Annotated in this window: 25 protein-coding genes; 14 read left to right on the top strand and 11 right to left on the bottom strand. The window is 75.0% G+C overall.

Annotated features, from left to right (window positions below; translation table 11 throughout):
• Positions 1-40 precede the first annotated feature (40 nt).
• Positions 41-433, top strand: coding sequence for a hypothetical protein (locus ACFZCF_RS22200; RefSeq protein ID WP_391288201.1), 393 nt, complete (start codon positions 41-43; stop codon positions 431-433).
• A 156-nt stretch (positions 434-589) separates the two neighbouring features.
• Here ACFZCF_RS22200 and ACFZCF_RS22195 read toward each other — a convergent pair whose 3' ends face one another.
• Positions 590-940: a MarR family transcriptional regulator gene (locus ACFZCF_RS22195; protein WP_391288199.1), complete on the bottom strand. Its 351-nt coding sequence runs from the start codon at positions 938-940 to the stop codon at positions 590-592.
• A 116-nt stretch (positions 941-1,056) separates the two neighbouring features.
• Between ACFZCF_RS22195 and ACFZCF_RS22190 the strand changes: the two genes are divergently transcribed.
• From ACFZCF_RS22190 to ACFZCF_RS22175, 4 genes are all read left to right on the top strand, one after another.
• Positions 1,057-1,455 carry an anti-sigma factor antagonist gene (locus ACFZCF_RS22190; protein WP_391288198.1) on the top strand — a complete coding sequence of 133 codons (399 nt, stop codon included), beginning with the start codon at positions 1,057-1,059 and terminating at the stop codon, positions 1,453-1,455.
• Entirely contained in the window at positions 1,445-1,780 is a 336-nt protein-coding gene (locus ACFZCF_RS22185) for a hypothetical protein (protein ID WP_391288195.1), read from the top strand. The genes ACFZCF_RS22190 and ACFZCF_RS22185 overlap by 11 nt, the downstream gene beginning before the upstream one ends.
• Positions 1,781-1,842: 62 nt before the next feature.
• A complete protein-coding gene (locus ACFZCF_RS22180) occupies positions 1,843-2,250 on the top strand; it encodes a hypothetical protein (RefSeq protein WP_388448227.1) in 408 nt (135 codons plus the stop codon).
• Positions 2,251-2,334: 84 nt separating this feature from the next.
• Positions 2,335-3,045: a DUF6766 family protein gene (locus tag ACFZCF_RS22175; protein WP_391288193.1), complete on the top strand. Its 711-nt coding sequence runs from the start codon at positions 2,335-2,337 to the stop codon at positions 3,043-3,045.
• A gap of 19 nt (positions 3,046-3,064) precedes the next feature.
• On the opposite strand, the gene ACFZCF_RS22170 is transcribed toward ACFZCF_RS22175, so the two are convergent.
• A complete protein-coding gene (locus ACFZCF_RS22170; RefSeq protein WP_388448224.1) occupies positions 3,065-3,277 on the bottom strand; it encodes a hydrophobic protein in 213 nt (70 codons plus the stop codon).
• An 87-nt stretch (positions 3,278-3,364) separates the two neighbouring features.
• Between ACFZCF_RS22170 and ACFZCF_RS22165 the strand changes: the two genes are divergently transcribed.
• Positions 3,365-4,183: an SDR family oxidoreductase gene (locus tag ACFZCF_RS22165; RefSeq protein WP_388448222.1), complete on the top strand. Its 819-nt coding sequence runs from the start codon at positions 3,365-3,367 to the stop codon at positions 4,181-4,183.
• A 69-nt stretch (positions 4,184-4,252) separates the two neighbouring features.
• On the opposite strand, the gene ACFZCF_RS22160 is transcribed toward ACFZCF_RS22165, so the two are convergent.
• The 3 genes from ACFZCF_RS22160 to ACFZCF_RS22150 form a co-directional block, all read right to left on the bottom strand.
• Positions 4,253-6,937, bottom strand: coding sequence for a hypothetical protein (locus tag ACFZCF_RS22160; RefSeq protein WP_391288191.1), 2,685 nt, complete (start codon positions 6,935-6,937; stop codon positions 4,253-4,255).
• A gap of 299 nt (positions 6,938-7,236) precedes the next feature.
• A complete protein-coding gene (pntB, locus tag ACFZCF_RS22155) occupies positions 7,237-8,655 on the bottom strand; it encodes a Re/Si-specific NAD(P)(+) transhydrogenase subunit beta (protein ID WP_388448218.1) in 1,419 nt (472 codons plus the stop codon).
• Between the two features lies 1 nt (position 8,656).
• A complete protein-coding gene (locus ACFZCF_RS22150; protein ID WP_391288263.1) occupies positions 8,657-10,183 on the bottom strand; it encodes a Re/Si-specific NAD(P)(+) transhydrogenase subunit alpha in 1,527 nt (508 codons plus the stop codon).
• A 185-nt stretch (positions 10,184-10,368) separates the two neighbouring features.
• Between ACFZCF_RS22150 and ACFZCF_RS22145 the strand changes: the two genes are divergently transcribed.
• From ACFZCF_RS22145 to ACFZCF_RS22135, 3 genes are all read left to right on the top strand, one after another.
• Positions 10,369-11,343, top strand: a complete 975-nt coding sequence (locus tag ACFZCF_RS22145; RefSeq protein WP_388448686.1) for an acetylxylan esterase — start codon at positions 10,369-10,371, stop codon at positions 11,341-11,343.
• 58 nt (positions 11,344-11,401) lie between these two features.
• Positions 11,402-12,331: a LysR substrate-binding domain-containing protein gene (locus ACFZCF_RS22140; protein ID WP_391288188.1), complete on the top strand. Its 930-nt coding sequence runs from the start codon at positions 11,402-11,404 to the stop codon at positions 12,329-12,331.
• Between the two features lie 129 nt (positions 12,332-12,460).
• Positions 12,461-13,831: a carbohydrate-binding protein gene (locus ACFZCF_RS22135; RefSeq protein ID WP_391288186.1), complete on the top strand. Its 1,371-nt coding sequence runs from the start codon at positions 12,461-12,463 to the stop codon at positions 13,829-13,831.
• Between the two features lie 87 nt (positions 13,832-13,918).
• Here ACFZCF_RS22135 and opcA read toward each other — a convergent pair whose 3' ends face one another.
• A complete protein-coding gene (gene opcA / locus ACFZCF_RS22130) occupies positions 13,919-14,833 on the bottom strand; it encodes a glucose-6-phosphate dehydrogenase assembly protein OpcA (RefSeq protein ID WP_388448212.1) in 915 nt (304 codons plus the stop codon).
• A gap of 52 nt (positions 14,834-14,885) precedes the next feature.
• Complete coding sequence (locus ACFZCF_RS22125; RefSeq protein ID WP_388448210.1) at positions 14,886-15,422, bottom strand: DoxX family protein; 537 nt, start codon at positions 15,420-15,422, stop codon at positions 14,886-14,888.
• A gap of 190 nt (positions 15,423-15,612) precedes the next feature.
• Between ACFZCF_RS22125 and ACFZCF_RS22120 the strand changes: the two genes are divergently transcribed.
• The 3 genes from ACFZCF_RS22120 (at position 15,613) to ACFZCF_RS22110 (ending at position 18,256) form a co-directional block, all read left to right on the top strand.
• Entirely contained in the window at positions 15,613-17,007 is a 1,395-nt protein-coding gene (locus ACFZCF_RS22120) for a M20/M25/M40 family metallo-hydrolase (RefSeq protein WP_391288182.1), read from the top strand.
• Between the two features lie 35 nt (positions 17,008-17,042).
• Positions 17,043-17,657: a DUF308 domain-containing protein gene (locus ACFZCF_RS22115; RefSeq protein WP_391288180.1), complete on the top strand. Its 615-nt coding sequence runs from the start codon at positions 17,043-17,045 to the stop codon at positions 17,655-17,657.
• A 176-nt stretch (positions 17,658-17,833) separates the two neighbouring features.
• Positions 17,834-18,256: a DUF350 domain-containing protein gene (locus tag ACFZCF_RS22110; RefSeq protein ID WP_189851624.1), complete on the top strand. Its 423-nt coding sequence runs from the start codon at positions 17,834-17,836 to the stop codon at positions 18,254-18,256.
• Between the two features lie 46 nt (positions 18,257-18,302).
• On the opposite strand, the gene ACFZCF_RS22105 is transcribed toward ACFZCF_RS22110, so the two are convergent.
• Together ACFZCF_RS22105 and ACFZCF_RS22100 are read right to left on the bottom strand one after the other, a co-directional pair.
• Positions 18,303-18,800 carry a hypothetical protein gene (locus tag ACFZCF_RS22105; protein ID WP_391288178.1) on the bottom strand — a complete coding sequence of 166 codons (498 nt, stop codon included), beginning with the start codon at positions 18,798-18,800 and terminating at the stop codon, positions 18,303-18,305.
• Positions 18,797-20,242, bottom strand: a complete 1,446-nt coding sequence (locus tag ACFZCF_RS22100) for a WGR domain-containing protein (protein ID WP_388448202.1) — start codon at positions 20,240-20,242, stop codon at positions 18,797-18,799. Before ACFZCF_RS22100 ends, ACFZCF_RS22105 begins: the two co-directional genes overlap by 4 nt.
• 173 nt (positions 20,243-20,415) lie before the next feature.
• On the opposite strand from ACFZCF_RS22100, the gene ACFZCF_RS22095 reads away from it, so the two are divergent.
• A complete protein-coding gene (locus ACFZCF_RS22095; protein ID WP_388448200.1) occupies positions 20,416-20,808 on the top strand; it encodes a nuclear transport factor 2 family protein in 393 nt (130 codons plus the stop codon).
• A 19-nt stretch (positions 20,809-20,827) separates the two neighbouring features.
• Here ACFZCF_RS22095 and ACFZCF_RS22090 read toward each other — a convergent pair whose 3' ends face one another.
• Complete coding sequence (locus ACFZCF_RS22090; protein ID WP_391288175.1) at positions 20,828-21,523, bottom strand: DJ-1/PfpI family protein; 696 nt, start codon at positions 21,521-21,523, stop codon at positions 20,828-20,830.
• A gap of 310 nt (positions 21,524-21,833) precedes the next feature.
• On the opposite strand from ACFZCF_RS22090, the gene ACFZCF_RS22085 reads away from it, so the two are divergent.
• Positions 21,834-22,799 (top strand): LysR substrate-binding domain-containing protein, encoded by a 966-nt coding sequence (locus tag ACFZCF_RS22085; protein WP_391288260.1) that lies wholly within the window; start codon positions 21,834-21,836, stop codon positions 22,797-22,799.
• On the opposite strand, the gene ACFZCF_RS22080 is transcribed toward ACFZCF_RS22085, so the two are convergent.
• Positions 22,793-23,836, bottom strand: coding sequence for an LD-carboxypeptidase (locus tag ACFZCF_RS22080; RefSeq protein WP_391288174.1), 1,044 nt, complete (start codon positions 23,834-23,836; stop codon positions 22,793-22,795). The genes ACFZCF_RS22085 and ACFZCF_RS22080 overlap by 7 nt on opposite strands.
• Positions 23,837-23,914 lie beyond the last annotated feature (78 nt).

The following is a 23,914-nucleotide window of genomic DNA, read 5'->3' as shown; positions in this document are numbered from 1 at the left end:
AGACGCAGGGGACGGAACGACGGTCGAGGAGGTGCTGAGGGTGGAGTTCTGGTTGCGGCGGTGGTGCCGTCCCGCGCCGGGCCCCGGGGCTGCGGCGGAGGCCCGGCGCGAGGTGCACCGGCTGGCCGACCAGGCCCTGCTCGTCGGCCACGTCGTCAGCCGGACGTCGGAGGACGACGCGGCGCTGATCGCCAGCGAGCTCGTCGCCCACGTCGGCGGCGGCTGCGTGCTGGAGCTGCGGCTCGCCGCCGAAGGACTCGACATCCTGGTCAGGGACGCCCGACCGCCGTTCCCCGCGCCGGCCGGGCGCGGTCCGTACGTCTTCTGGTGGGATCTCGTGACGCTGCTCGCCCAGGAGGTCACCGTCCGCCGCACGCCCTCCTCGGCCGCCGTCGTCCGGGTCCGCGTCGACGCCGAACGTCCGTCGGTCTGACGCCGGCCTCCTCGGTCTCCCGTGATCCCTCCGCTCCCCCGGGCGCGTGGCTGCCGGCCGTCCCGGGGCGAGTTCGACCGCGACACCCTGCCGTGCCTCCGCGCGGCCCTCGGCGACGCCACGCGGCGGGGCCTCGCCTGAGGCCCCGCCGGCCCGTCACCGGCCCCGAGGGTCCTGCCGCTCATCGTCGTGGCGCGGCGCGTGGTCCGGCCCGGGTCCGAGGAGTGCGAGGAGCCCCGCGATCTCGTGGTCGGACTCGGCCGGGTGCCGGAAGGGCGCGGCCGGGTCGATGTGGTAGACGTTGCGGCGGCCGTCGGCGGCCCGGCTCCGGGTGAGGTACCCGCCCGCTTCGAGGTCGGCGACGATGTTCTGCACGGTGCGTTCGGTGACGCCGCAGTGCGACGCGACGTCCCGCAGCCGGATCCCGGGGTCCCTGGCGATCGCCAGCAACACCCGTGCGTGGCTGGTGAGGAAGGTCCACCCCGGGCCTGTTCCCTTGCCCTGCATGACGGGCTTCTTCCCCCTGCCCCACGGATCATGCGAAGGGCATTTCACGTAACTGTTGACCGGTATGCGGCGGAGGCGCAGACTCGGAGGACAGGCCCTCCGCCCCAGGAGGAGGCATGACCCGCTCTCCCGCCCCACCACCCCCCGCGTCCCCGGGAGGCCGCGCCCCCGAACGGCTGCGCCACCGGACGGAGCCCACCGGGTCCGGGATGGCCGTGCGGCTGAGCGGCGAGATCGACCTGGACACCGCCGAGGAGCTGGAGACCGTCCTCACGGCCGCCCTGTCCCTCGGAGGCCGCGGTGCCCCCGTCACGCTGGACATGTCGGGCGTCTCCTTCTGCGACTCCTCCGGGCTGAACGCGCTGCTGCACGCCCGGCTGCTCGCCACGGCCCGGCGCAGCCGACTGTCGGTCGTCGCGGCAAGCGCCCAGGTCGCCCGTCTGCTCGCCCGGACGCACACCGGTGGCCTCCTGGAGTTCCCGGCCGCCCCCCACGGAGACGATCGTGCCCCATGACCTCCTCCGCCAGGTCCACTTCCTGCTCGCCGAGGCCGGGTTCGGGCCGGACAGCGGTCTGACCACCACCCGTGACGGCCGGGCGGTCGTCGTCTCCTGGCACGCCGACCCCCTCATCCGTCCCATCATCACGGCCCACGCCGCCGATCCCGACGTCTGCACCGCGGCCGGGATCCCCGGCCTGCACACCGCCCTGGAGACCGCCCTGACCAACGTCTTCCAGGCCGCCGACCTCCTCCCCCTCCACGGCCCCGGCGGACTGATCCGCGTGACGGCGGGGCTCGGCGCGGGCGACGGCGCGGCGCGGGAGAGCGCGAACGGGTGAAGGCCGCGGCGCCGACGGCGGCGCGGCGCGGCACCCGGCCGACCCCCGGGCACAGTGAGGGCATGTCGCTGGCTCTGCGTGCGGCCGCCGTGCTGCTGGTCGCCGCCTCCCTCTCCGGCTGCGGAGCGTCCCCGGCACGCGAGGACGGCGCCGCCTCCGCGGGGCGCCGCTTCGCCGCGTCGCTGGCCGCCGGGGACTACCGCGCCGCCTGCGAACTGCTCGCCCCAGAGACCCGCGACGAGGTGGAGGAGGACGCCAAGGGGCCGTGCGGCCCTGCCCTGCGCGAACTCGGCCTGCCGCCGGCCGGGCCCGCGCACGGCGTCGACGTGTACGGGAACGACGCCCTGCTGCGCACGGCGGGCGACACGGTCTTCCTGTCGCGGTTCGACGACGGATGGAAGGTCACCGCGGCGGGCTGCGCCGCGCAGTCCACGGACGAGCCGTACCGGTGCTCGCTGAAGGGAGGATGACGGGATGAGGACCATGTTCCTCGGCGTCGTGCTGACGATCCTGGGCGGCCTCGCCTACTTCACGGTGATCGGGGCGATGCACCGATGAGCAGCACGAGCGTCCCGGGCGTCCGGACCGAGGGGCCGGGGTTCTGGCGTGCGAACAGCCTGACGCTGGTCTTCGGCGGCGCCTTCCTGGTGGTGCTCGCCGCGCAGGCGGTCGCCGGACGGGCCGAGTTCAACGAGCAGCTGGCCGTCGACGGTCTCCAGCAGGTCGGGTTCGGCGCCTACCTGATGTCCTCGGACTTCGCCGTCGACGTCACGGAGAACTGGCAGTCCGAGTTCCTGCAGTTCTTCCTGTACGTGTTCGGCACCGTGCACCTCGTCCAGCGCGGCTCGCCCGAGTCGAAGCCGCTCGAACGGGCGGGCACGGAGAGCGACCGCGACCAGAAGATGGGCGATCACGCCCGCTCCGACTCGCCGCGCTGGGCCGGCACGAAGGACTGGCGTCAGGGCCTCTACTCCCGGTCCCTGGGCCTGACGATGGCCGTCTTCTTCTTCCTGTCGTGGTTCGCCCAGTCCGTCGCCGGCGTCGCCGCGTACAACGGGCAGCGCCTGCGGCAACTCCAGGCGCCCCTCGACTGGACCACCTATCTCGCGTCGTCCGATTTCTGGAGCCGCTCGCTCCAGAACTGGCAGTCGGAGCTCCTCGCCGTCTGCGCGATGGCCATCCTCTCCGTGTACCTGCGCCAGCGGGGCTCCCCGGAGTCCAAGCCGGTCGGATCCTCCCACTCGGCCACCGGTGTGGAGGGCTGAGGCGGGCGGATCGACCGTGTCACCAGCGGTACCGGCGTCCCTGCGAGCCGCGGACGAAGTAGCCCAGCACCCAGATCACCGGGACGGCGAGGGCGATGTACCACAGGACTTCGACCGCGAAGCCGGCTCCGAAGAGCACGAGGATCAGAAGCAGTACGAGCAGAAGCGGGATCCTGACGTCACCTCTTCGGGCACCGGCCCGCGTCGTTCCGCCGCAACGCCGGTCGTCCATCGTGCAACTTCGCACCCCGCGCCGAGCCATGCGCCCCAGGGGCCACACCCTCGGTACACCGGCCTCCCGGGGCCGTACCGTGGCCCCATGACGGCCCTGGTGATCGGCGGCAACGGCTTCCTCGGCTCGGAGCTGGTACGACAGGCGGCCTCCACGGGGCGCGCCGTGGTCGCGACGTTCCACTCCCGCGCGCCGCAGGGCGCCGGCGACGGCTGGCGGCGGCTCGACCTGCGGGACGCCCGCGGGATCGAGGCGGTGCTCGACCACGTGGCTCCGAGCGTCGTCGTCAACGCCTCCAGTGGCGACGCGGATTGGGCCGTGACCGCCGACGGCGCAATCCGCCTCGCCGTGGCGACGGCGCGGCGGGGCGTCCGACTGGTGCACGTGTCCAGCGACGCGGTCTTCTCCGGGGCGGCCGTCCGCTACGACGAGACGGCGCTTCCGGACCCGGTCACCCCGTACGGTGCCGCCAAGGCGGCCGCGGAGAGCGCCGTACGGCTGCTCCACCCCGATTCCGCCGTCGCCCGGACCTCCCTGATCATCGGCGACGGCGCCTCCCCGCACGAACGGGTCGTCCACGAGCTCGCGGCGGGGACGCGGGTCGGTGCGCTGTTCACGGACGACGTGCGCTGCCCCGTCCACGTCACGGATCTGGCGTCGGCCCTCTGGGAGCTCGCCCTGTCCGGCCACCGCGGCGTCTTCCACCTGGCCGGCCCGGACTGCGTCAGCCGCCACGCGCTCGGCGTGCTCGTCGCGCGCCGGGACGGGCTCGATCCCGCCGCGCTGCCCACCGGCCTCCGGGCCGAGAGCGGACTGCCCGGTGCGCTGGACGTGCGACTTGACGGCCGGGCCACCCGGCAGCGGCTGAGGACCCGGCTCCGAGGGGCACGGGAGTTTCTGGCGTAGGCGGGTCCGAGGGCCCGCCGCGTCCCGCCCCCGTCCCGCCCGGAAGCCGGCGGGACGGGGGCGGGGTGGTCAGCTCTGGAGGTGGACGAAGAGCGGGACGGGGTCCAGGCCGGCGGCCGCAAGGAGGTCTCCGAGGTCGCGCTCGGACCGGGCGCCCTGGGCGGTGGGGCGGGGGGCGCCGTTCTGGAAGGTGGCGAGCGGGGTCGCCGGGGCGAGGATGCGGAAGCTGCTCCACGCCCTGCCCCGCCGGCGGACGAGGAGCGGGCGGCTCCAGGCCATGAAGCAGGGGACGCCGGTGCCCCGGGCATGGGCGCGGACCAGGACCGGCCCGGGCCACAGCCCGTCGGGCAGGCCGGCCAGGACCGTGACCGCCTTCGCGCAGGCCGCCTGCGGGTTGCTGAACTCGCCCGTGAGCTCCCAGACCCCCGACTCGTGGCGCGCGGCGAGGTGGGCGGCGGCGAGGGCGCGGTGCGCCTCGGCCATCGGGTCGGGCACGGCCCGGGCCCGCTTGGTGAGGGCCTCGACGTCGGCCACGGGGGCCACGGGGGCGCCCCGGCGGCCCGCCGGGAGGCAGAGGTCCGCCGCGTCCTCCGGTTCGGCGCGGGCGACCGCGGCCCGGGCGGTCCGCCACGCGGCCGCCGCGACCGGCTCGGCCTCCGGCCCCTCGAACTCGCCGTGCAGCCCGAGGAGGGACACGCAGACGGCGGTCACCGCGTCGATCCGCTGCCGGTGGGGTCCGGACGCGGCCTCGTCCGCCGCGTCGAGGGCGCGCAGGAGGTCTGCGGTGACGGCGCGCCAGCCGTAGTCGTCCTCGTCCCAGGCGCCGGCGGCGAGCAGCTGGAGGTGGAGGGCGGTGACCAGCAGCGTCGTCGGCGGCGACCAGGGACGTACGGCCGCGGGCCGCTCCGCCCCGCCGGTGGCCTCCGACGCCTGCGCCGCCTCGGTCGCCAGGCGCCGGGCCAGCCGGGCCATCCAGGCGCGGGCCTGTTCGCGGGCGCTCTCGGGCAGCGGGCCCTCCCCCGCCTCGGGGGCGGCTTCCTCCGTGTCGTCCTCCGCCTCGGCCGCCGCGTCCGCGTCGGTCGGGACGTGCTCCGAGTGCTGCCGGCGGCGCTGTGCCGGGATCCGCGGCAGGCCGGGGAGGTCCGTCGCGAGCGGGCCGTAGGCCACCTCGGTGAGCTCCGGTCCCAGTGCCCGGACGCACTCGGCCATCGTCGGGGACGCGGTGCCGGGCACCGGCGCGCCCGGGGCGCCCGTGCCCGTGGCCGCGTCCGTGACGACGAGCTCGCGCAGCCTCGCGATCTCCTGCTCGAAGCGGCGCGCGGCGGCCGGGTCCCGGAACAGGTCGTCGACCGCGTAGCCGCCGGAGAGGCGCGGCGCGGTGTCGGCGGCGCCGCGCGGTGCGCAGCCCTCGGCGTCGTAGAGGAAGGCCGCGGCGGATTCGACGTGCGTCCCGTCGGCCGGCCGGCAGCTCGCCCGCACGGCCGCTCCCGGGGCCACGGTCCACCGGAAGGCGCCGGTGTTCCGGTCGGCCGGGATCGTCCCGAGGGGGTGCCACGAGCCGGGGGCCCCGCCGTCCGTGGATATCTCGACGGTGACCTCCGCCCCTACGGGTCGGCGGCCGAGGACGGCTTCCAGGAGGAGGCCGTGCGCGCGGACGCCGAGGAGGACGAGCGCCGGGGGCGCCTCCGTCGCGTCCCGGGGCGCCACGGTGGACCCGGTGAGTTCCGGGACGGGGCGGACGGGGCCCTCGTCCGGAAGCAACGGGGTGGTGCCGTGGGCGATGACGGCGAGTTCGCAGTTCCGGGCGGCCCCTTCCACCGTGCCGCCGGTGGCGTCGCCGACGGCGCGGGCGAGGGCGGCCCTGGTGAGGTCCGGGCTGCCGGTGAGGGCGTGCCAGGTGTCGCCGACGCGCCATTCGACGAGCCTGCCCTGGCGCCCGCGGTTCTCCGTGAGTTCGCGCACCCGGGCGGCGGGGTGCCCGTCGAGGGCCTCGCGCACGCCGGCGAAGTCGTAGCCGGTACGACGGGGCTGGACGCCGAGGGTGATCTCCCCGGGGGACAGCCGCTCGCGCAGGAGGCGCAGGAGCTCTCCGGAGGGGCCCACGAAGGGGGCGTACAGGCGGAGTTCGTCCACCGGCCCTTCGGGAAGGCGGGTGATCAGGGGCTCGCGCAGGTTGTGCGCCAGTTCCACCTCCGGCCCTGCGGTGGCGGTGGGCGGGGCCTCGCAGTGCAGGACGGTGAGCAGCTCGGCGAGGTGGCGCAGGTGGTCCGCCCACCACGGGGTCATGGCGACGGCGTCCGGCAGGGCCTCCAGCCAGTCGGCGAGGTCGGCGAGGAGTGGATGGGAGGCGCCGTCGTCGGTGGTGACGATCGTCCACGGTTCGTCGTCGGTGTCCCAGCCGGACCGGGTGGGGTCGCCGGAGCCGGAGCCGATGGCGACGCGGCAGGCGTCGTCGCCGAGGAGCAGGGCGAGTTCGGGGCGGAAGGCGCCGTGGCAGGCGGCGACTCCGTGGAGGTAACCGCGCCCGGCGAGCTGGACGTCGGCGGTCTCGTGCGGGGCGGGTCCGGCGTCGCCGAGGATCGCGACGCGGGCGCCGAGCGTGCGGGCCCTGGGCACGGCGACGGCTTCGAGGAAGGGGAGGTCGATGGTGTGGCCGAGGACGAGGAACTCCCTCAGGGGTCCTTCGACCTGCTTCTCCCAGTCCCCGAGGAGGGAGAGGGGCGAGGCGAATCCGGTGTGCACCGCTGTGGTCATGGCATCACGTCCAGGCTCGTGCGTGCGTGGTCCGTCAGGGTCGGGGCGCCGCCCCGGGTGCCGTCGTCGGCGAAGCGGCCCGTACGTGGTGACGCCGGTGACGCCCGGCACCAGCCGGTCGACCCGTCTCCGGGCGGGGCCTTCGACGCTGCCGTGCCCCGGTCCTTGCCCGGCCCACGCGGGGCCCACCGTCCGTACGCCCATGCCGCCCCTCCCCCTCGCCGTCCCCTCGGCCGGGACGACGATACCGCCGCCCGCTGACAGCGGGCGGCGGCAGGGTGCGACGGTGTGCGGCGGTGTCAGAGGGCGCTGACGATGGCCTCGACCCGGTCCTTGGCGTCGCCGAAGAGCATGGAGGTGTTCTCCCGGAAGAACAGCGGGTTCTGCACGCCCGCGTAGCCGGAGGCCATGGAGCGCTTGAACACGATGACCTGGCCGGCCTCCCAGACGGTGAGCACCGGCATGCCGGCGATCGGGCTGGAAGGGTCCTCGGCGCCCGCCGGGTTCACGGTGTCGTTGGCGCCGATGACGAGGACGACGTCGGTGTCGGCGAAGTCGTCGTTGATCTCGTCCATCTCCAGGACGACGTCGTACGGGACCTTGGCCTCGGCCAGCAGGACGTTCATGTGTCCGGGGAGCCGGCCGGCGACGGGGTGGATGCCGAAGCGGACCTCGACGCCCCGGGCGCGCAGCTTGGAGGCGAGTTCCGCGACCGGGTACTGGGCCTGGGCGACGGCCATGCCGTAGCCGGGGGTGATGACGACGGAGCGGGCGTTGGCGAGGGCCTCGGCGGCGGCCTGGGCGGTGATCTCCTGGTGCTCGCCGTAGTCGACGTCCGAGCTCGACGGGGCCTCGATGCCGAAGCCGCCGGCGATCACGGACAGGAACGACCGGTTCATCGCCTTGCACATGATGTAGCTGAGGTAGGCACCGGAGGAGCCGACGAGGGCGCCGGTGACGATCAGCAGGTCGTTGCCGAGGAGGAAGCCGGAGGCGGCGGCGGCCCAGCCGGAGTAGCTGTTGAGCATCGAGACGACGACCGGCATGTCGCCGCCGCCGATGGAGGCGACGAGGTGCCAGCCGAGGGCCAGGGCCACGGCGGTGGCGGCGACGAGCAGCCAGAGGTTGGGCTCGATGGTGAAGAGGACGGTGAGGACGAGGAGGACGACGAGCGCGCCGACGTTGAGGGCGTTCTTGCCGGGGAGCACGAGCGGCTTGGAGTTGATGCGGGCCGCGAGCTTGAGGTAGGCGACGACGGAGCCGGTGAAGGTGACGGCGCCGATGAAGACGCCGATGAGGACCTCGGCGTGGTGGATGCCGAGGGTGCCGAGCGCGTCGAGGGCCTTGGCCTCGGCGCCGCTCGGGTGGTGCTCCACCTCCAGGTAGCCGTTCCAGCCGACGAGGACGGCGGCGAGACCGACGAAGGAGTGGAGCAGGGCGATGAGTTCGGGCATGCCGGTCATCTCGACGCCGCGGGCGCGCCAGATGCCGATGACCGCTCCGGCGAGCATCGCGGCGGCGAGGAGTCCGGCGGCGCCGGCGGCGATGCCCCGGTCGGCGGCGAGGACGACGGTGGCGACGAGCGCGACGCCCATGCCGAGCATGCCGAACGCGTTGCCGAGCCGGGCCGACTCGTGCTTGGAGAGTCCGGCGAGGGCGAGGATGAAGAGGACGGCGGCGATGAGGTAGGCCGCCTGCGCAGCGTGTGTGGCGGACATGTCAGCTCCTGTTGAACATTGCAAGCATGCGGCGCGTCACCGCGAAACCACCGAAGACGTTGATGCTCGCCAGCAGGATGGCCGCGGCGGAGAGCACGGTGACGACGGTGCCGCCGTGTCCGATCTGCAGCAGCGCGCCGACGACGATGATCCCGGAGATCGCGTTCGTGACGGACATCAGCGGAGTGTGCAGGGCGTGGTGGACGTGCCCGATCACGTAGTAGCCGATCACGATCGCGAGCACGAAGACGGTCACGTGCGGCAGGAGTGCGGCGGGCGCGAAGCCGACGACGAGGAAGAGCGCGAGGGCCGAGAGGGCGACCGCGGTGAAGCGGCGTCCCTGGCTCATCGGGGTCTTCACCGGCGACACGGGGGCCGGCGCGGCGGCGGCCGCCGCCGCGGGGGCGGCCGAGACCTGGACGGGCGGCGGCGGCCAGGTCGTCTCGCCGTCGCGCACGATGGTGACGGAGCGCTGCACCGGGTCGTCCCAGTCGAGGACGAGCGTGCCGTCCTTCCCGGGGGTCATGAGCTTCAGGAGGTTGAGCAGGTTGGTGCCGTAGAGCTGGGAGGCCTGGGCGGGGAGGCGGCCGGCCAGGTCGGTGTAGCCGAGGATGGTGACGCCGTTGGCGGTGACGGTGCGCTCGCCGGCGACGGAGCCCTCGACGTTGCCGCCGTTGGACGCGGCCATGTCCACGATGACCGAGCCGGGCTTCATGGTGGCGACCATCTCCGCGGTGATCAGCCGGGGCGCGGGGCGGCCGGGGATCAGCGCGGTGGTGATGACGATGTCGGCCTCGCGGCACTGGGCGGCGTAGAGGGCGGCCTCGCGGGCCTTGTAGTCGTCGCCCATCTCCTTGGCGTAGCCGGTCGCCGAGACCTCCGCCTCGGCCGACTCGATGGACAGGTACTCGCCGCCCATCGAGCGGACCTGGTCGGCGACCTCGGGGCGCGGGTCGGTGGCGCGGACGATCGCGCCGAGCGAGCCCGCGGTGCCGATGGCGGCCAGGCCGGCGACGCCCGCGCCGGCGACGAGGACCCGGGCCGGCGGCACCTTGCCGGCCGCGGTCACCTGACCGGTGAAGAAGCGGCCGAACTCGTGGGCCGCCTCGACGACGGCGCGGTATCCGGCGATGTTCGCCATCGAGGACAGGACGTCCATGGACTGGGCCCGGCTGATGCGGGGCACGGCGTCCATGGAGAGGACGGTGAGGGGGCGCCGGCCCAGGTCCTCGACCGTCTCCGGGGAGATCGCGGGGGCGAAGAGGGCGATGACGGTGGCCCCGGGGCGCGCCCGGTCGAGCCGTTCCGGCGGCGGGGCGTTCACCCCCAGGACGATGTCCGCCTCGACCGCCTCGCCGACGCGGGCGCCGGCCTCTTCGTACGCGGCGTCGGCGAAGCCGGCCGCGGCACCCGCGCCCGGGTCGACGACGACCTCGTATCCCAGCCCCCGGATCTTCTCGACGGTGACGGGCGTCGCGGCCACCCGCCGCTCGCCGTCCCGGGCCTCCTTGAGGACTCCGACAATCACCACACCCCTCCGTTCTTCGCTGTTCGGCCCCCACCTTGACCCCCCGGGGCGCCCGCTGGGAACAAGGCTCGCTCGGGTCTGGACAGAAGATCGAGGATCGGCCTGGCGTATGTGGAGGTTAGGGTGGGTCGGGCCGGGTCCGACCGGTCGACATTTCGAACGTGACGACCGATCAGGTGGTGTGCATGACCCTCTTCGACCTGCCCCTCGAACAGCTCCGCGAGTACCGGGGCGCGTCGGTCGAGCCGGAGGACTTCGAGGCGTTCTGGGCGGGGACGCTCGGCGAGGCGCGCAAGCACGAGCTGGCCGCCCGCTTCGAGCGGGTGGCGACGGGCCTCGCGACGGTGGAGACGTACGACGTGACGTACTCCGGCTTCGACGGGCAGCCGGTCAAGGGCTGGTTCGTGATACCCGCGGGCACCACCGAGCCGCTGCCGGTCGTCGTGGAGTTCCTCGGGTACGGCGGGGGTCGCGGGCTCGCGCACAGCCATCTGCTGTGGGCCTCGGCCGGGTTCGCGCACTTCGTGATGGACACCCGGGGTCAGGGCAGCGGTTGGGCGCCGGGCGACACCGCGGACCCGGTGGGCAGCGCGCCCTCCGTCCCGGGGTTCATGACGCGGGGCGTCGAGGACCCGGAGACGTACTACTACCGGCGGGTCTACACCGACGCGGTGCGCGCGGTGGAGGCGGCCAGGTCGCATCCGCTCGTGGACGCGGCGCGTACCGCGGTGACCGGGATCAGCCAGGGCGGCGGCATCACCGTCGCCGTGTCGGGGCTGGTGCCGGACCTGGTGGCGGTGGCGCCCGACGTTCCGTTCCTGTGCGACTTCCCGCGCGCGACGACGGTCACGGACCGGATGCCGTACCGGGAGATCGGCAACTACCTGAAGACGCACCGGGGTCGGACGGAGCGGGTGCGGAAGACCCTCGCCTACTTCGACGGGGTACACTTCGCGGCCCGCGCGACGGCTCCGGCGCTGTTCTCCACCGCCCTGGAGGACCTGACGTGCCCGCCGTCGACGGTGTTCGCCGCGTTCAACGCGTACGCGCACGAGGACAAGGCGATCGAGGTCTACGACTTCAACGACCACGAGGGCGGCGGCGTGTTCCAGCAGGCCGCGCAGCTGGCCTGGCTGCCGGAGCGCCTCCGCGCCCGGTAGCCCGAATACCCCCGTCCTTGGTCTGGACCTGCCAGCCGCCGGACGTCAAGCTGGCGGCATGGACTTGGAGTTGCGACACCTGAAGACGGTCCGGGCGATCGCCGAGGCCGGCAGCCTCACGCGCGCGGCGACCGCCCTCGGACTGGCGCAGCCCGCGCTGAGCGCCCAGCTCAAACGGATCGAACGGGCCCTGGGCGGCGCCCTGTTCGTCCGCGGACGGGAGGGCGTGCGGGCCACCGCGCTCGGCGACCTGGTCCTCGAACGCGCGCGGGTGGTGCTGCCCGCCGTCTGCGGACTCCAGGAGGAGGCGGTCCGGTTCGCCCGCGACGGCGCCGCCGGCCACCGGCTCGGCGGCACCCACGGCCCGCTGCTCGGCGGCCTCGTGGACCGGCTCGCGCGGGCGGAGCCGGACGCGCCGGTGACCACGTACACCTCCTGGTCGGAGCGGGAGGTCGCCCGCGGAGTGGCCGCCGGACGGCTCGACTTCGCGCTCGTCGGCGTCTGCGGCGAGAGCCCCCCGCCGGAGGCGGGACGCCTGGCCTGGACGGAGGTGGCCCGTGACCCCGTGTACGTGATGCTGGCGACCGGCCACCCGCTGGCCGCCCGCCCGCAGGTCGCGCTCGCCGAACTGGCCACCGAGGACTGGACGGACGTGCCCGGCGACGGCTGCTTCGGCGACTGCTTCGCCGCCGCGTGCGTCCGGGCCGGCTTCACCCCGGCCCGGGTGTACGAGACGGACACCGCCTCCTGCGTCCACCTGGTCCAGGTGGGCCGCGCCGTGGGCCTCTGCCGGGCGTCCTTCCCCGCCACCCCCGGCATCGTCACCCGCCCCCTCACCGGCACCCCCCTCGTCTGGCGCCACCTCCTCGGCTGGCACCCCGAGGGCCGCGCCGCCGCCCACGCCCCCGCCGTCCTCGCCCACACCCGCGAGGCCCACGCGGAGGCCCTGGCCCGCAGCGCCGGCCGGACGGAGGCCGCAGGGGCCTGACGGCGGGGTCCCGGCGGGCGCCTGGGGGCCATAACTCCGGGGAGGGGGCGGGCCGGAGGGTGCCCGGGGTCCCGGGGCGGTTCCTACGGTTCTCGGCAGATCCCCCACCGAGAACCGAGGAGACTCCCCATGCTCCGACGACACGCCCGTGCGGCGTGTACCGCGCTGGCCGCCGCCGGGATGGTGCTGGCCGGGCTACAGGCCGGGTCCGCCACCGCCGCGCAGCCCTCCCCCGGGACCGCGCCCGCCGCGCAGGGCGCCGCGCGGGCGCTCGGCACCGCCGAGGCGCAGCCCGAGCTGCTCGCCGCGATGGGCCGCGACCTGGGCCTGACCCGGGCCCAGGCAGAGCGCCGGCTCGTCAACGAGGCGGAGGCGGGCGCCACCGCCGCCCGGCTCCGCGACCGGATCGGCGGCTCCTTCGCGGGAGCCTGGGTCGAGGGCGCCGAGTCCGGCTCCCTGACCGTGGCCACCACCCGCGCCGCCGACCTCGACGCGATCCGGGCGGCCGGGGCGACGGCCCGGCTCGTCCGGCACGACCTGGCCTCCCTGGAGCGGGCGAAGGCCTCCCTCGACCGCGTCGCGGGCGCCGACGCGCCGGTGCGGTACGTGGACGTGCGCGCCAACCAGCTGGTGGTCGAGGAGGTCCGGGCCGGTGCCGGAGCCCGCCTGGCGGCGGCCACCGGGGTGCCGCGGGAGCTGGTGCGGGTGGAGCGGAGCGCCGAGGCGCCGCGTCCGCTGTACGACCTCCGGGGCGGTGACGCGTACTACATGGGCGGCGGCGGGCGCTGCTCGGTCGGCTTCCCGGTGACCCGGGGCACGACGCAGGGCTTCGCGACGGCCGGGCACTGCGGCCGCGCCGGCCAGACCACCAGCGGCTACAACCAGGTCGCGCAGGGCAGCTTCCAGGCCTCGGTCTTCCCCGGCAGCGACATGGCGTGGGTCGCGGCCAACAGCAGCTGGACCGCCACCCCGTACGTGAAGGGGGCGGGCGGCGCGAACGTGCAGGTCACCGGTTCCGTCCTGCAGCCCGTGGGCGCCTCCGTCTGCCGCTCGGGCTCCACCACCGGCTGGCACTGCGGCACCGTCCAGCAGCACAACACGAGCGTGACGTACCCGGAGGGCACGATCTCCGGCGTGACCCGGACGACGGTCTGCGCCGAGCCCGGCGACTCGGGCGGCTCGTACATCTCCGGCAGCCAGGCCCAGGGCGTCACCTCGGGCGGCTCCGGCAACTGCTCCAGCGGCGGCACCACGTACTTCCAGCCGCTGAACCCGATCCTGTCGGCCTACGGCCTGACCCTGAGGACCGGCGGCACCGACCCGGGCCCCGGCCCGGGCCCGGGCGAGCCGGAGCCGGGCGGCACGTGGAAGGCGGGGACGGTCTACGCGGCCGGCGCCACGGTCACGTACGGCGGTTCCACCTACCGGTGCCTCCAGGGCCACCAGGCGCAGGCCGGCTGGGAGCCGCCGAACGTGCCGGCGCTCTGGCAGCGGGTCTGACGGCCACGGCCGACCACGACGGCGCCACCCGTTCCCGCCGGGCGGGTGGCGCTTCGGCGTTCCCGGCGCACGGCCGGGCGCGGCGGTTCAGAAGGGGCGGCCCTCCAGGACCGCCGCGTAGGCGTCGTCGGGGTCGAGGTGGCGCAGTTCCTCGGCGATCAGCTCCGCGGTCGAGCGGACCTTGAGGGCCATGACGCGGCTGGGCTGGCCGGGGATGGCGAGCCGGGCGACCGGGCCCTCGGGGCGGTCGATCCGGACCTCGCCCTGCGGGGTGCCCATGCGGACGGCGGTCACGACGGGGCCCTCGGAGACGATCCGGTCGACGGGGACGCCGAGCCGGACCTCGAACCAGCGGGCCAGCAGCTCGGCGCTGGGGTTGGCCTCCTCGGCCTCCACCGCCGCCGAGAGGACGTCCGTGCCGGCCTGGTCGAGGGCGGCGGCCAGCATCGAACGCCAGGGGGTGAGCCGGGTCCAGGCCAGGTCCGTGTCGCCGGGGGCGTACGAGGCGGCCCGCGCCGCCAGTGCGCCGAGCGGGTCCTCGACCGCGAACGCGTCGGTGATCCGCCGCTGGGCGAGCGCGCCCAGCGGGTCCTTGGAGGGGACCGCCGGGGCGTCGACCGGCCACCAGACGACGACGGGGGCGTCGGGCAGCAGCAGCGGCAGCACCACCGAGTCGGCGCGGGCGCCGAGTTCGCCGTGCAGGCGGAGCAGCACCGTCTCGCCCGAGCCGGCGTCGGTGCCGAGCCGGACCTCGGCGTCGAGCCGGGTCACGTTCCGCTCGCGCGGGGAGAGCGCGCGGCGGCGGATGACGACGAGGATGCGCGAAGGGTGTTCCTTCGACGCGTCGTTGGCCGCCTTCACCGCGTCGTAGGCGTTCTCCTCGTCGGTGACGATCACCAGGGTGAGGACCACGCCGACGGCGGGGGTGCCGACGGCTCTCCGGCCCTCCAGGATCGCCTTGTTGATCGCGCTGGAGTTGGTGTCCGTGAGATCGATCTTCATTGCCCGGAGTCCGTCCCTTCCTCTGCGGCGAGCCTAACGCCCCGCGCGGGGTTCAGTGGTCGTCGCCCGGCTCCCCGGCGCCCGCGGTCGCGGCGGCCCTGGCCTGGGCGCGTCGGCCGACGACGGCCGCGGCGGCGGCCGCGGAGCCGAGGAAGGCGGTGGCCACCACCCACGGGCGGTCGAGGACGTGTCCGGTGGCGTGGTCGAGGGAGTAGCGGCCCGCGCCGGTGAGGCCGAGGGCGGCGGCGGTGAAGCCGAGGAAGGCCGGGTACTCGTAGCCTCCCGCCTGGGCGAAGAAGCCGGCGGGGGCGTGCACGGAGACGGCGCCCGCCATCGCTCCGGCGGCGGCCGCGCCGGCGGCGGGGGTGGCCAGGCCGAGGGCGAGCAGGACGCCGCCGCCGGCCTCGCCGAGCCCGGCGGCGATGGCGGACTCGCGGGGCGGGTGGAAGCCCATGGCCTCCATGGCGTGGGCGGTGCCCTCGATCCCTCCGCCGCCGAACCAGCCGAGGAGCTTCTGGGTGCCGTGCGCGGCGAGCACGGCGCCGGTGCCGACCCTCAGCACGAGCAGCCCGAGGTCGCGTCGGTTCATGGGGTTCTCCTGGTGCGGGAAGGGAGCGTGTACGCCTCCACTGTCGGCGGGTCCGTCGCCCGCCGCCGCCGGGGAGCCCACCGAATACTCCACACGTGTCACGTTTTGCGGCGTTTACCCCGCGTTGCTTGACTGGGGTGGCTGTCGCCGCCCCGCCACCGGGGAGCGGCCCCGAGGGAAGTGGGTACGCATGACCGCCGATTCCACCGACACCGCCGCGCTGCGGGAGCGCGTACGGGCCCTGATGCCGCGCGCCGAGGAGGATCTGGCCGCGCTGGTCGCGATGCGCTCCGTGGCCGACCCCCGCCAGTTCCCGCCCGAGGAGTGCGACGAGGCCGCCGACTACCTGGTGCGGGCCTTCACCGAGGCGGGGTTGAGCGACATGCGGCGGGTCACCACCCCGGACGGCACGGACGCGGTCGTGGGGCACGGGCGGGGCCCGGAGGGCGCGCCGACCGTCCTCCTCTACTGCCACTACGACGTGCAGCCGCCGCTCGACGACGCCGCCTGGCGGACCCCGCCGTTCGAACTGACCGCCCGGGACGGGCGCTGGTACGGGCGCGGCGCCGCCGACTGCAAGGGCAACATCGCCATGCACCTCACGGCGCTGCGGGCGCTCGGCGGCCCGGACGGCACGGGCTTCCCGGTCAACCTCAAGTTCGTGGCCGAGGGTTCGGAGGAGCAGGGCACCGGCGGCCTGGAGCAGCTGGTGCCGCTGCAACCCGAACTCTTCGACGCCGACGCGCTATTGATCTGCGACACCGGCAACTTCGCCCTCGGGCTGCCCACCACCACGACCTCGCTGCGCGGTCTCACCAACGTGGTGGTGACGGTGTCCACGCTCCGGGGCGAGATGCACTCCGGCATGTTCGGCGGACCGGCGCCCGACGCGCTGGCCGCGCTGGTGCGGATCCTGGACAGCCTGCGCGACGAGCACGGCAACACCGCGATCCAGGGACTCCCGGGCGACGGCCTGTGGGACGGGGTGTCCTATCCGGCCGAGCAGTTCCGCGCCGACGCGGGGGTCCTGGACGGGGTGCAGCTGGTGGGCACCGGGTCGGTCGCCGACGAGCTGTGGGCGCGGCCCGCCGTCACCGTCCTCGGCATCGACTGCCCGCCGGTGGTCGGCTCCTCCGCCGCCGTGCAGGCGAGGGTACGGGCCCGGGTCAGCCTCCGGGTCCCGCCGGGGACCGACGCCGAGGAGGCCCGGAAGGCGCTCACGGACCACCTGGTGGCGGCGGCGCCGTGGGGCGCGCGGGTCGAGGTGGAGGCGGAGAGCGCCGGGCAGCCGTTCCGGGCCCGCACCGACGGGCCCGCGTACACGGCGCTCGGCGCGGCGCTGCGCGAGGCGTACGGGAAGGACATGGTGCAGTCGGGGCAGGGCGGTTCGATCCCGCTGTGCAACGTGCTCGCGGACCACTTCCCCTCGGCGGAGATCGCGCTGATCGGCGTGGAGGAGCCGGGCTGCCTCATCCACGCCCCCAACGAGAGCGTCGACCCGACGGAGATCGAGCGGATGGCGCTGGCCGAGGCGCTCTTCCTCCGCTCCTACGCCGGGGTGTTCGCCCGCTCGGCGGGCACGTGACCCCCGGCCGACACGTGAGAGAGGAGACGGAACCCATGACACACACGCATGAACGGCCGCACGACGGCCGCACCGGGACCGATCTGCCGCAGGGCCCGCTGCGGATGCTCGCCGGCGCGGCCTGGCAGGCCCTGCTGCTCGCCGGGGTGGTGGCACTCGTCCTCGGCGTGCTCGTGCTGGTGTGGCCGGGCGCCTCGCTGGTGGCGGCCGGGGTGCTCTTCGGCCTCTACCTGCTCTTCAGCGGTGTGACGCAGTTGATCGCCGCGTTCGGCACGCACGCCACGACCTCGCTGCGGGTGCTGGCCTTCATCAGCGGCGCCCTGTCGATCCTGCTCGGTCTGTTCTGCTTCCGGGGCGCGACGCAGTCGATCCTGCTGCTCGCGCTGTGGATCGGCATCGGCTGGCTGTTCCGCGGCATCACCCACACCGTGGCGGCGGCGTCCGACCCGGCGATGCCGGCCCGGGGCTGGCAGGTGTTCCTCGGGATCGTGAGCGCCGTGGCCGGGGTGGTGCTGATCGTCTCCCCGCTGGAGTCGGTCGCGGTGCTGACCCTGCTCGGCGGGATCTGGCTGATCGCGGTCGGGGCGGCGGAGATCGTCACCGCGTTCCAGATCCGTTCGCGGGCCGGGCGCCTGCCGCCTGGCACCTGATCCGTCCCGGCCGGTCCGGCCCGTCCGGAGCGGCCGGCCGGTCTCCGGCGGCTCCTCCGGTCCGCCGTCGGCCCGATCTCCGGGCGGACGGCGGACCGGCGCGTTCCGTGCGCTAGATTTTGCCGGTCCTCGACCGTCGATCGCTCGCGATCACCACTCTCCGGAGCCGGCTTCCCATGACCGACATCGTCAACGGCCTCGGCCGCGCCACCGCCTACGGCGCCCTCGGCGTGGTCCTGCTGATCCTCGGCATCGTCCTGGTGGACATCCTGACCCCCGGCAAGCTGGGCCGGCAGATATGGGAGGACCGCAACCGCAACGCGGCCGTCCTGCTCAGCTCCGCGCTGCTCGGCATCGGCGGGATCGTCTTCACCTCCATCTGGACCACCTACGACAACTTCGGCAAGGGCCTCGCCTCCACGGCCGCCTTCGGCCTCCTCGGCCTGGTGATGATGGCGGTCGCCTTCCTCGTGGTGGACCTGGTGACGCCCGGCAAGCTGGGCGCCACGCTGGTGGACCCGGAGCCGCACCCGGCGGTCTGGGTGACCGCGTCCTGCAACATCGCCGTCTCCGCGATCGTCTCGGCCTCGATCGCCTGACGCGCCCCGCCCGCACGCGCCCCGTCCCGGCCCGGTGCCCGTCCCTTCAGGACGGGGCCGGGCCGGGGGCCGTCGCGGCCGGTTCCACCTCCAGGAAGCGGCGGCCGCGCGGGCCCTTGTAGAGCAGGGCCTCCCAGCCGAGCCGGGCGAGGGCGTCGGCGCACTCCGCCAGGGCGGTGGTCTCCTGCCCGGCGGCGCCGGAGCCGGGCGGCCCCAGCCACTCGACGACGGCGGTGGCCGGCCGCTCCCCCGCCCTCACCCGGTAGCCGGTCGCCGTCCTGGACCCGTCCGCGTCCGCCGCCGAGGGCGCGAGCCCGCCGGCCTCCAGGGCCAGGGCCACGGCCCGCACCGGCTGCCGCCGCTCCCACTCGGCGGGGACGGCTCCGCCCGCGCCGTCCCGGCCGGCGGTCAGACGCCGGATCTGCCGGAGTCCGTCGAGCGCGGACCTGACCTCGCGGGAGCGCTGCTCGGCATCGCCGGCGAGCGGCGGACCGTCGCCCGTCGCCGCCTCGAAGGCGCCCTTGCCGCCCGGGTCCCGGCTCACAGCAGCCGCCGGATCTCGCCGCGCACCCGGTAGAAGCCGCCGGCCGCCGGGTGCAGCGCCTCGACGACGTACCGGGCGCCGGGCTCGCGGATGGCCCGCGGGAACTGCACGTTCCACGACGGCTCGTAGCCGTGGCTGACCACCCGGACGCGGCTGCGGCCGCCCTCGCGGACGCACTCGACGACGATGGAGCCGCTCGGCGCCTCCTGCACGGAGACGACGGTGGCAACGGCCGCGGCGGTGGTGGCCGGGGTGTAGGTGGGCAGGGCGGCGGCCAGCTTGACGTCCCGTACGACGGGCACGCTGCCCTGCTGGGCGGCCTCGATCGCGCCCTCGCTCGCGTCCACGCAGACCAGCGAACCGTCGGTGGTGACGAGGTAGAGCCGCTCGTCGCGGTACTGCATGGAGAGCGCGGAGCCGCCGCCGGTGGACAGCTTCCACAGCCGGGTGCCGTCCTCGGCGAAGCAGTAGACGGAGGAGGCGGAGTCGCCGGCGAAGACGAACCGGCCGCCGGGCGAGGTGGCGCAGGAGTACACGCTCGCGTCGCAGGCGTAGACGGCCTCGACGCGGCCGTCGGCCTTGGCCAGCCGCTGCACCTTGCGGTGGCCGGTGCCCGCGTAGACGGAGCCGGTCTCCTGCCAGCCGAAGAGGACCGCGCCGTCGGTGGCGGTCCGCCACAGCTCGCCGGTGCCGTCCGCCGCATAGGCGGTGACGCCGCTGGTGTCGCCGTAGTAGACGGCGCGGCCGTCCGCCCGGACCATCCAGGCGTACTCGCCGCGGCCGGAGCGGGACCACTGGTGCTCGTCCTCGTGGTCGATGACGGTGAGCCGGCCTGAGCGGTCGGCGACGTCGAGGACGCCCTCGTGGATGTCGAGCCAGAAGATGTCGACGTCGGCGCCGATCTCGTAGGCGGCGAAGGGCAGTTTGGAGGAGAGGTCGTAGACCTTGCCGTCGTCGCAGCCCGCGTAGATCCAGAAGTCGTCGGCGACCAGGCACTTCACGCCGTCGGGCAGACCGAAGCGGGCCAGCACCTCGCCGCCGTGGTCCAGGGTGAAGACGTCCCCCGCCTGGTTGCCGACCCAGATCCGCTCCTCGTCGACGTGGATGCCGAAGGCGGCGGAGCCGGTCCGGAAGCGCCAGAGGACGGGCGCGACGGCGCGGGCCGTGGAGGGGGCGGAGCCGACCGCCCGGCGGGTGACGGCGCGGGCCGCCCGCTGACCGGGCACGGCGGGGGCGTACCCCTTGCGGACCTTCTCGCCGATCTTCTTGGCCGCGGCGGCGCGCGCCTTGTCGGCGGTGGCGAAGGTGGAGCGCTGGGCCTGGCCGGCCGTGCCGATGCGGCCGTAACGGACCGACACCTCCAGGCCGTCGACGGTCACTTCGTAGAACTTGTGGGCACCGCCGCCGTCCTGCGACAGCTCCAGATAGGTCGTCGTCGTCATGATCCGAACGGTAGGCGCTGCCACTGACAACGCCCGTGGGAGCGGGAGGAGAGTGCCCCGGCCGCCCCCTGGACAAGTGCTCACCGGGAACTTACCCTCCGGTACACCTATTCAATTCGTTGAATATCGTTCGTTGAGTGTCGACGTATCGCTTTGGACGCCGTGGAGGTCCCGTGCACCCCTTCCGTACCGCCGTCGAGAACCGCGACGAGGCCGCCGTCGAGGCGCTGCTCGCCGAGGACGTCCTCTTCACCAGCCCGATCGCCTTCAAGCCGTACACCGGCAAGGCGATCACCGCGGCGATCCTCCGCGGCGTCCTGCGCGTCTTCGAGGACTTCACCTACGTCCGCGAGATCGCGAATCCGGACGGGCGGGACCACGCCTTCGTCTTCACCGCCACCGTCGACGGCAAGCGGATCCAGGGCTGCGACTTCCTGCACTTCGACGAGGACGGGCTGATCGACGACTTCACCGTCATGGTCCGCCCGCTCTCCGCCGCCCAGGCCCTCGCCGCCGCGATGGGCGCCCAGTTCGACCGGATCGCCCGGGAGGCGGCCGGGGCCTGAGCGGGCGCCCGGGCGGGCGTCAGGCCAGCTTCTTCAGGACCTCGTCCGCGAGGGCGGCGGAGGAAGCGGGGTTCTGGCCGGTGACGAGGGCGCCGTCGACGACCACGTGCGGGGCCCAGGGCTCACCGGCGTCCACGTCGACGCCGGCCTCGCGGAGCCGGGTCTCCAGGAGCCACTTCGCCCTCGCGGCCAGCCCGGCCTGGGTCTCCTCGGCGTCGGTGAAGGCCGCGACGCGGCGGCCGGCGAAGGCGTTGGCGCCGTCCTCGCCCACGGCGGCGAGGAGCGCGGCCGCGCCGTGGCAGACGACCGCGAGCGGCTTGCCGGAGTCCAGGACGTCGATCAGCAGCCGCCCCGATTCGGCGCTCACGGAGAGGTCCTCCATGGGGCCGTGGCCGCCGGGGTAGAAGACGGCGTCGTACTCGGCGAGTTCCACGTCCGCCAGGCGGAGCGGCTCCCGCAGCGCCGCGAAGGCGTCGAGGGCGGCGGCGACGCGGTCGGCGCCCTCGGGGCCGCCGTTGACCTCGGGGGCCAGGCTGCCCCGGTCGACGGTGGGAACGACGCCGCCGGGGGTGGCGACGACGACCTCGTGGCCGGCCGCGGCGAACGCCTCGTACGGCGCGACGACCTCCTCGGCCCAGAAGCCGGTGGGGTGCTTCGTGCCGTCGGCGAGGGTCCAGTGGTCGGCACCGGTCAGTACGAAAAGGATCTTCGACATGGGTCTGCGGGCCTCTCGTTCGTGGGAGCGGTCCGGCCCGGGCCCCTCACGGGGACCGCCGGACCGGCGAGGGTTCGACCGTAGGCGCGACGACCCATGGGAATCCAATAGGCTCGGGCATGTGGACGATAGAAATTCCGATGGCTCACGGAACGCGGCGGGCTCGGGCGGCGGCCCCGGGCGGGTGAGCGGCCCGGAGTCCGGGCCGGGGTTCGGGCCGGACTCCGGCCCTGGAAGCGGGTCCGGACCTGAGTCCGGGGCGGGGTTCGGCCCCGGAAGCGGGTCCGGGCCGGGGGCGGGGAACGGCGGGCTGCCGGACCTCAACCAGCTGCGCACCTTTCTCGCCGTGTACCGGGCCGGGGCCTTCACCGCGGGGGCACGGATCCTGGGGGTTTCGCAGCCGACGGTGACCGCGCAGATCAGGGCGCTGGAGGGACGGCTCGGGCGGGAGTTGTTCGAGCGGGGGCCGCGCGGGGCGGCGCCCACACCGTTCGCGGACGACCTCGCCGCGCGGATCATGGGCCCGCTGGACGCGCTGGGGATCGCCGCCGGGGCGGCGACCGGCCGGCCCGGCGAGGAGGGGCCCGCCGAGCCGGTCCACCTGGCGGGCCCGGCCGAGTTCCTCGCGCACAGCGTGCTGCCGACGCTCGCGCCGCTGGTCGAGCGCGGGGTGCGGCTGCGGGTCTCCTTCGGCCTCACCGACGGGCTGCTCGACGAGCTGCGGGCCGGACGGCACGACCTGGTGGTGGCGACGGTACGGCCCCGGGGCCGCAGCCTCGCCTGGCTGCCGCTCTCCGACGAGGAGTTCGTCCTCGTCGGCGCCCCCGTCTGGGCGGAGCGGCTCGGCGACCGGATCGCCGCGGAGGGGCCCGCCGCGCTGCACGGCGTCCCCCTCGTCGCGTACGCCGAGGACCTGCCGATCCTGCGCCGCTACTGGCGCCACGTCTTCGGCCGCCGTCTGACGGCCGTGCCCGCGGTCACCGTCCCGGACCTGCGCGCGGTACGGGCGGCGGTGGCGGGCGGCGCCGGGGTGAGCGTGCTGCCCCGCTACCTGTGCGCGGCGGAGCTCGCCTCGGGTGCCCTCGTACCGCTCCACCTGCCGGAGGACCCGCCGATCAACACCGGTTTCCTGGTGCACCGGCCGGGCCCGCCGGCCCACCCGCACGTGGCGCTGGTCCGGGACCATCTGGTGCGGCACGAGACGGCGGACCGGCAGCGGGCGGACGGGGTGTCGGGCGGGCGAGGAGCCGGCACCGGGGCGCGAGACGGTCAGTAGGTGACGGTGATCCGGCGGGCGGGGCCGTCGACGCGGACGGTGCCGCCGTACGGGATCACCACCTGCGGGTCGGTGTGCCCCAGGTCCACGTCGAAGACGGCCATCGTCTCGGGGGCGTACGCGTCGAGCGCGCGCAGCACGGCGGCGCGCTGGGCCTCCCGGTAGGCGGCCCGGGCGGCGGCGTCGTTCGGCGTCTCGAAGGACCAGGCGCGGGCCCGGCCCATGAGCAGCGCGGGGAAGCGGGCGAGCAGCCCTCGCTCCCCCATGGCCCGCAGGATCCGGAAGACCTCGTCGGCGGAGGGCAGCAGCTCGGAGGTCTCCAGGAACAGCACCCCGCCCTCGTAGGCCTCCGGCTCCGCGATCTCCCGCCCGGCCATGAGGAGCTGCGCGACGATCTCCAGGCAGCCGCCCCAGGAGCGGCCCTCGACGACCCGCCCGGCACGGTGCCAGTGCCAGGGGCCGGCCGGTTCCATGGCGGGCGCGGAGTCGAAGGTGCGGGGGTCCTCCCAGGGCCGTTCGACGTCGTTGGTGTCGGAGGGGGCGGGGAGTTCGTACGGACCCGATCCGAAGAGCGCGGCCCGGACGGAGGCGTCGGTGACGGGGTGGACGGCTCCGGGCCGCCCGAACTGGGTCATCACCGCGGCCCCGTGGTAGCCGACCACGCCGAGGTTCCACAGCCGCATCAGGAGGTTGGTGTTGTCGCTGAAGCCGAAGAACGGCTTCGGATGGGCGCGGATCAACGCGTCGTCGAGGTGCGGCAGGACGGTGATCTGGTCGTCGCCGCCGATGCTGGCGACGATCGCCGCGACCGACGGGTCGGCGAAGGCCGCGTGCAGATCGGCGGCCCGGTCCTCGGCGGACGCGCCGAGCTTGCGCGTGGTCGGGTACTCGACGGGCACGAGTCCGTACTCCTCGGACAGCCGCCGCACGCCGAGGTCGAAGGGGAGCGGCAGCACTTCGGGCAGTCCGGCAGCGGGCGACAGCACGGCGATCCGGTCGCCGGGGCGCGGCTTGGGCGGTAGGACGATCTGCGACATCTCCGCACCCTAGCCGGGCTCCGGCCGCGCCCGCCCGGCCATTTCTCCGTCCCCGGCGCACGCGCGCGTGGCGGGCTC

Source organism: Streptomyces sp. NPDC007945 (genome assembly GCF_042958885.1).
GTDB lineage: Bacteria > Actinomycetota > Actinomycetes > Streptomycetales > Streptomycetaceae > Streptomyces.
This window is presented reverse-complemented; position numbering and strand designations above follow the sequence as displayed.

Excerpts from the sequence above, each read along its gene's own strand:
- ACFZCF_RS22195 (WP_391288199.1), bottom strand. The coding sequence starts at position 940 with ATGCAGGGCAAGGGAACAGGCCCGGGGTGGACCTTCCTCACCAGCCAC.
- ACFZCF_RS22190 (WP_391288198.1), top strand. The coding sequence starts at position 1,057 with ATGACCCGCTCTCCCGCCCCACCACCCCCCGCGTCCCCGGGAGGCCGC.
- ACFZCF_RS22180 (WP_388448227.1), top strand. The coding sequence starts at position 1,843 with ATGTCGCTGGCTCTGCGTGCGGCCGCCGTGCTGCTGGTCGCCGCCTCC.
- ACFZCF_RS22175 (WP_391288193.1), top strand. The coding sequence starts at position 2,335 with ATGAGCAGCACGAGCGTCCCGGGCGTCCGGACCGAGGGGCCGGGGTTC.
- ACFZCF_RS22170 (WP_388448224.1), bottom strand. The coding sequence starts at position 3,277 with ATGGACGACCGGCGTTGCGGCGGAACGACGCGGGCCGGTGCCCGAAGA.
- ACFZCF_RS22165 (WP_388448222.1), top strand. The coding sequence starts at position 3,365 with ATGACGGCCCTGGTGATCGGCGGCAACGGCTTCCTCGGCTCGGAGCTG.
- ACFZCF_RS22160 (WP_391288191.1), bottom strand. The coding sequence starts at position 6,937 with ATGACCACAGCGGTGCACACCGGATTCGCCTCGCCCCTCTCCCTCCTC.
- pntB (WP_388448218.1), bottom strand. The coding sequence starts at position 8,655 with ATGTCCGCCACACACGCTGCGCAGGCGGCCTACCTCATCGCCGCCGTC.
- ACFZCF_RS22145 (WP_388448686.1), top strand. The coding sequence starts at position 10,369 with ATGACCCTCTTCGACCTGCCCCTCGAACAGCTCCGCGAGTACCGGGGC.
- ACFZCF_RS22140 (WP_391288188.1), top strand. The coding sequence starts at position 11,402 with ATGGACTTGGAGTTGCGACACCTGAAGACGGTCCGGGCGATCGCCGAG.
- ACFZCF_RS22135 (WP_391288186.1), top strand. The coding sequence starts at position 12,461 with ATGCTCCGACGACACGCCCGTGCGGCGTGTACCGCGCTGGCCGCCGCC.
- opcA (WP_388448212.1), bottom strand. The coding sequence starts at position 14,833 with ATGAAGATCGATCTCACGGACACCAACTCCAGCGCGATCAACAAGGCG.
- ACFZCF_RS22125 (WP_388448210.1), bottom strand. The coding sequence starts at position 15,422 with ATGAACCGACGCGACCTCGGGCTGCTCGTGCTGAGGGTCGGCACCGGC.
- ACFZCF_RS22120 (WP_391288182.1), top strand. The coding sequence starts at position 15,613 with ATGACCGCCGATTCCACCGACACCGCCGCGCTGCGGGAGCGCGTACGG.
- ACFZCF_RS22115 (WP_391288180.1), top strand. The coding sequence starts at position 17,043 with ATGACACACACGCATGAACGGCCGCACGACGGCCGCACCGGGACCGAT.
- ACFZCF_RS22110 (WP_189851624.1), top strand. The coding sequence starts at position 17,834 with ATGACCGACATCGTCAACGGCCTCGGCCGCGCCACCGCCTACGGCGCC.
- ACFZCF_RS22100 (WP_388448202.1), bottom strand. The coding sequence starts at position 20,242 with ATGACGACGACGACCTATCTGGAGCTGTCGCAGGACGGCGGCGGTGCC.
- ACFZCF_RS22090 (WP_391288175.1), bottom strand. The coding sequence starts at position 21,523 with ATGTCGAAGATCCTTTTCGTACTGACCGGTGCCGACCACTGGACCCTC.
- ACFZCF_RS22080 (WP_391288174.1), bottom strand. The coding sequence starts at position 23,836 with ATGTCGCAGATCGTCCTACCGCCCAAGCCGCGCCCCGGCGACCGGATC.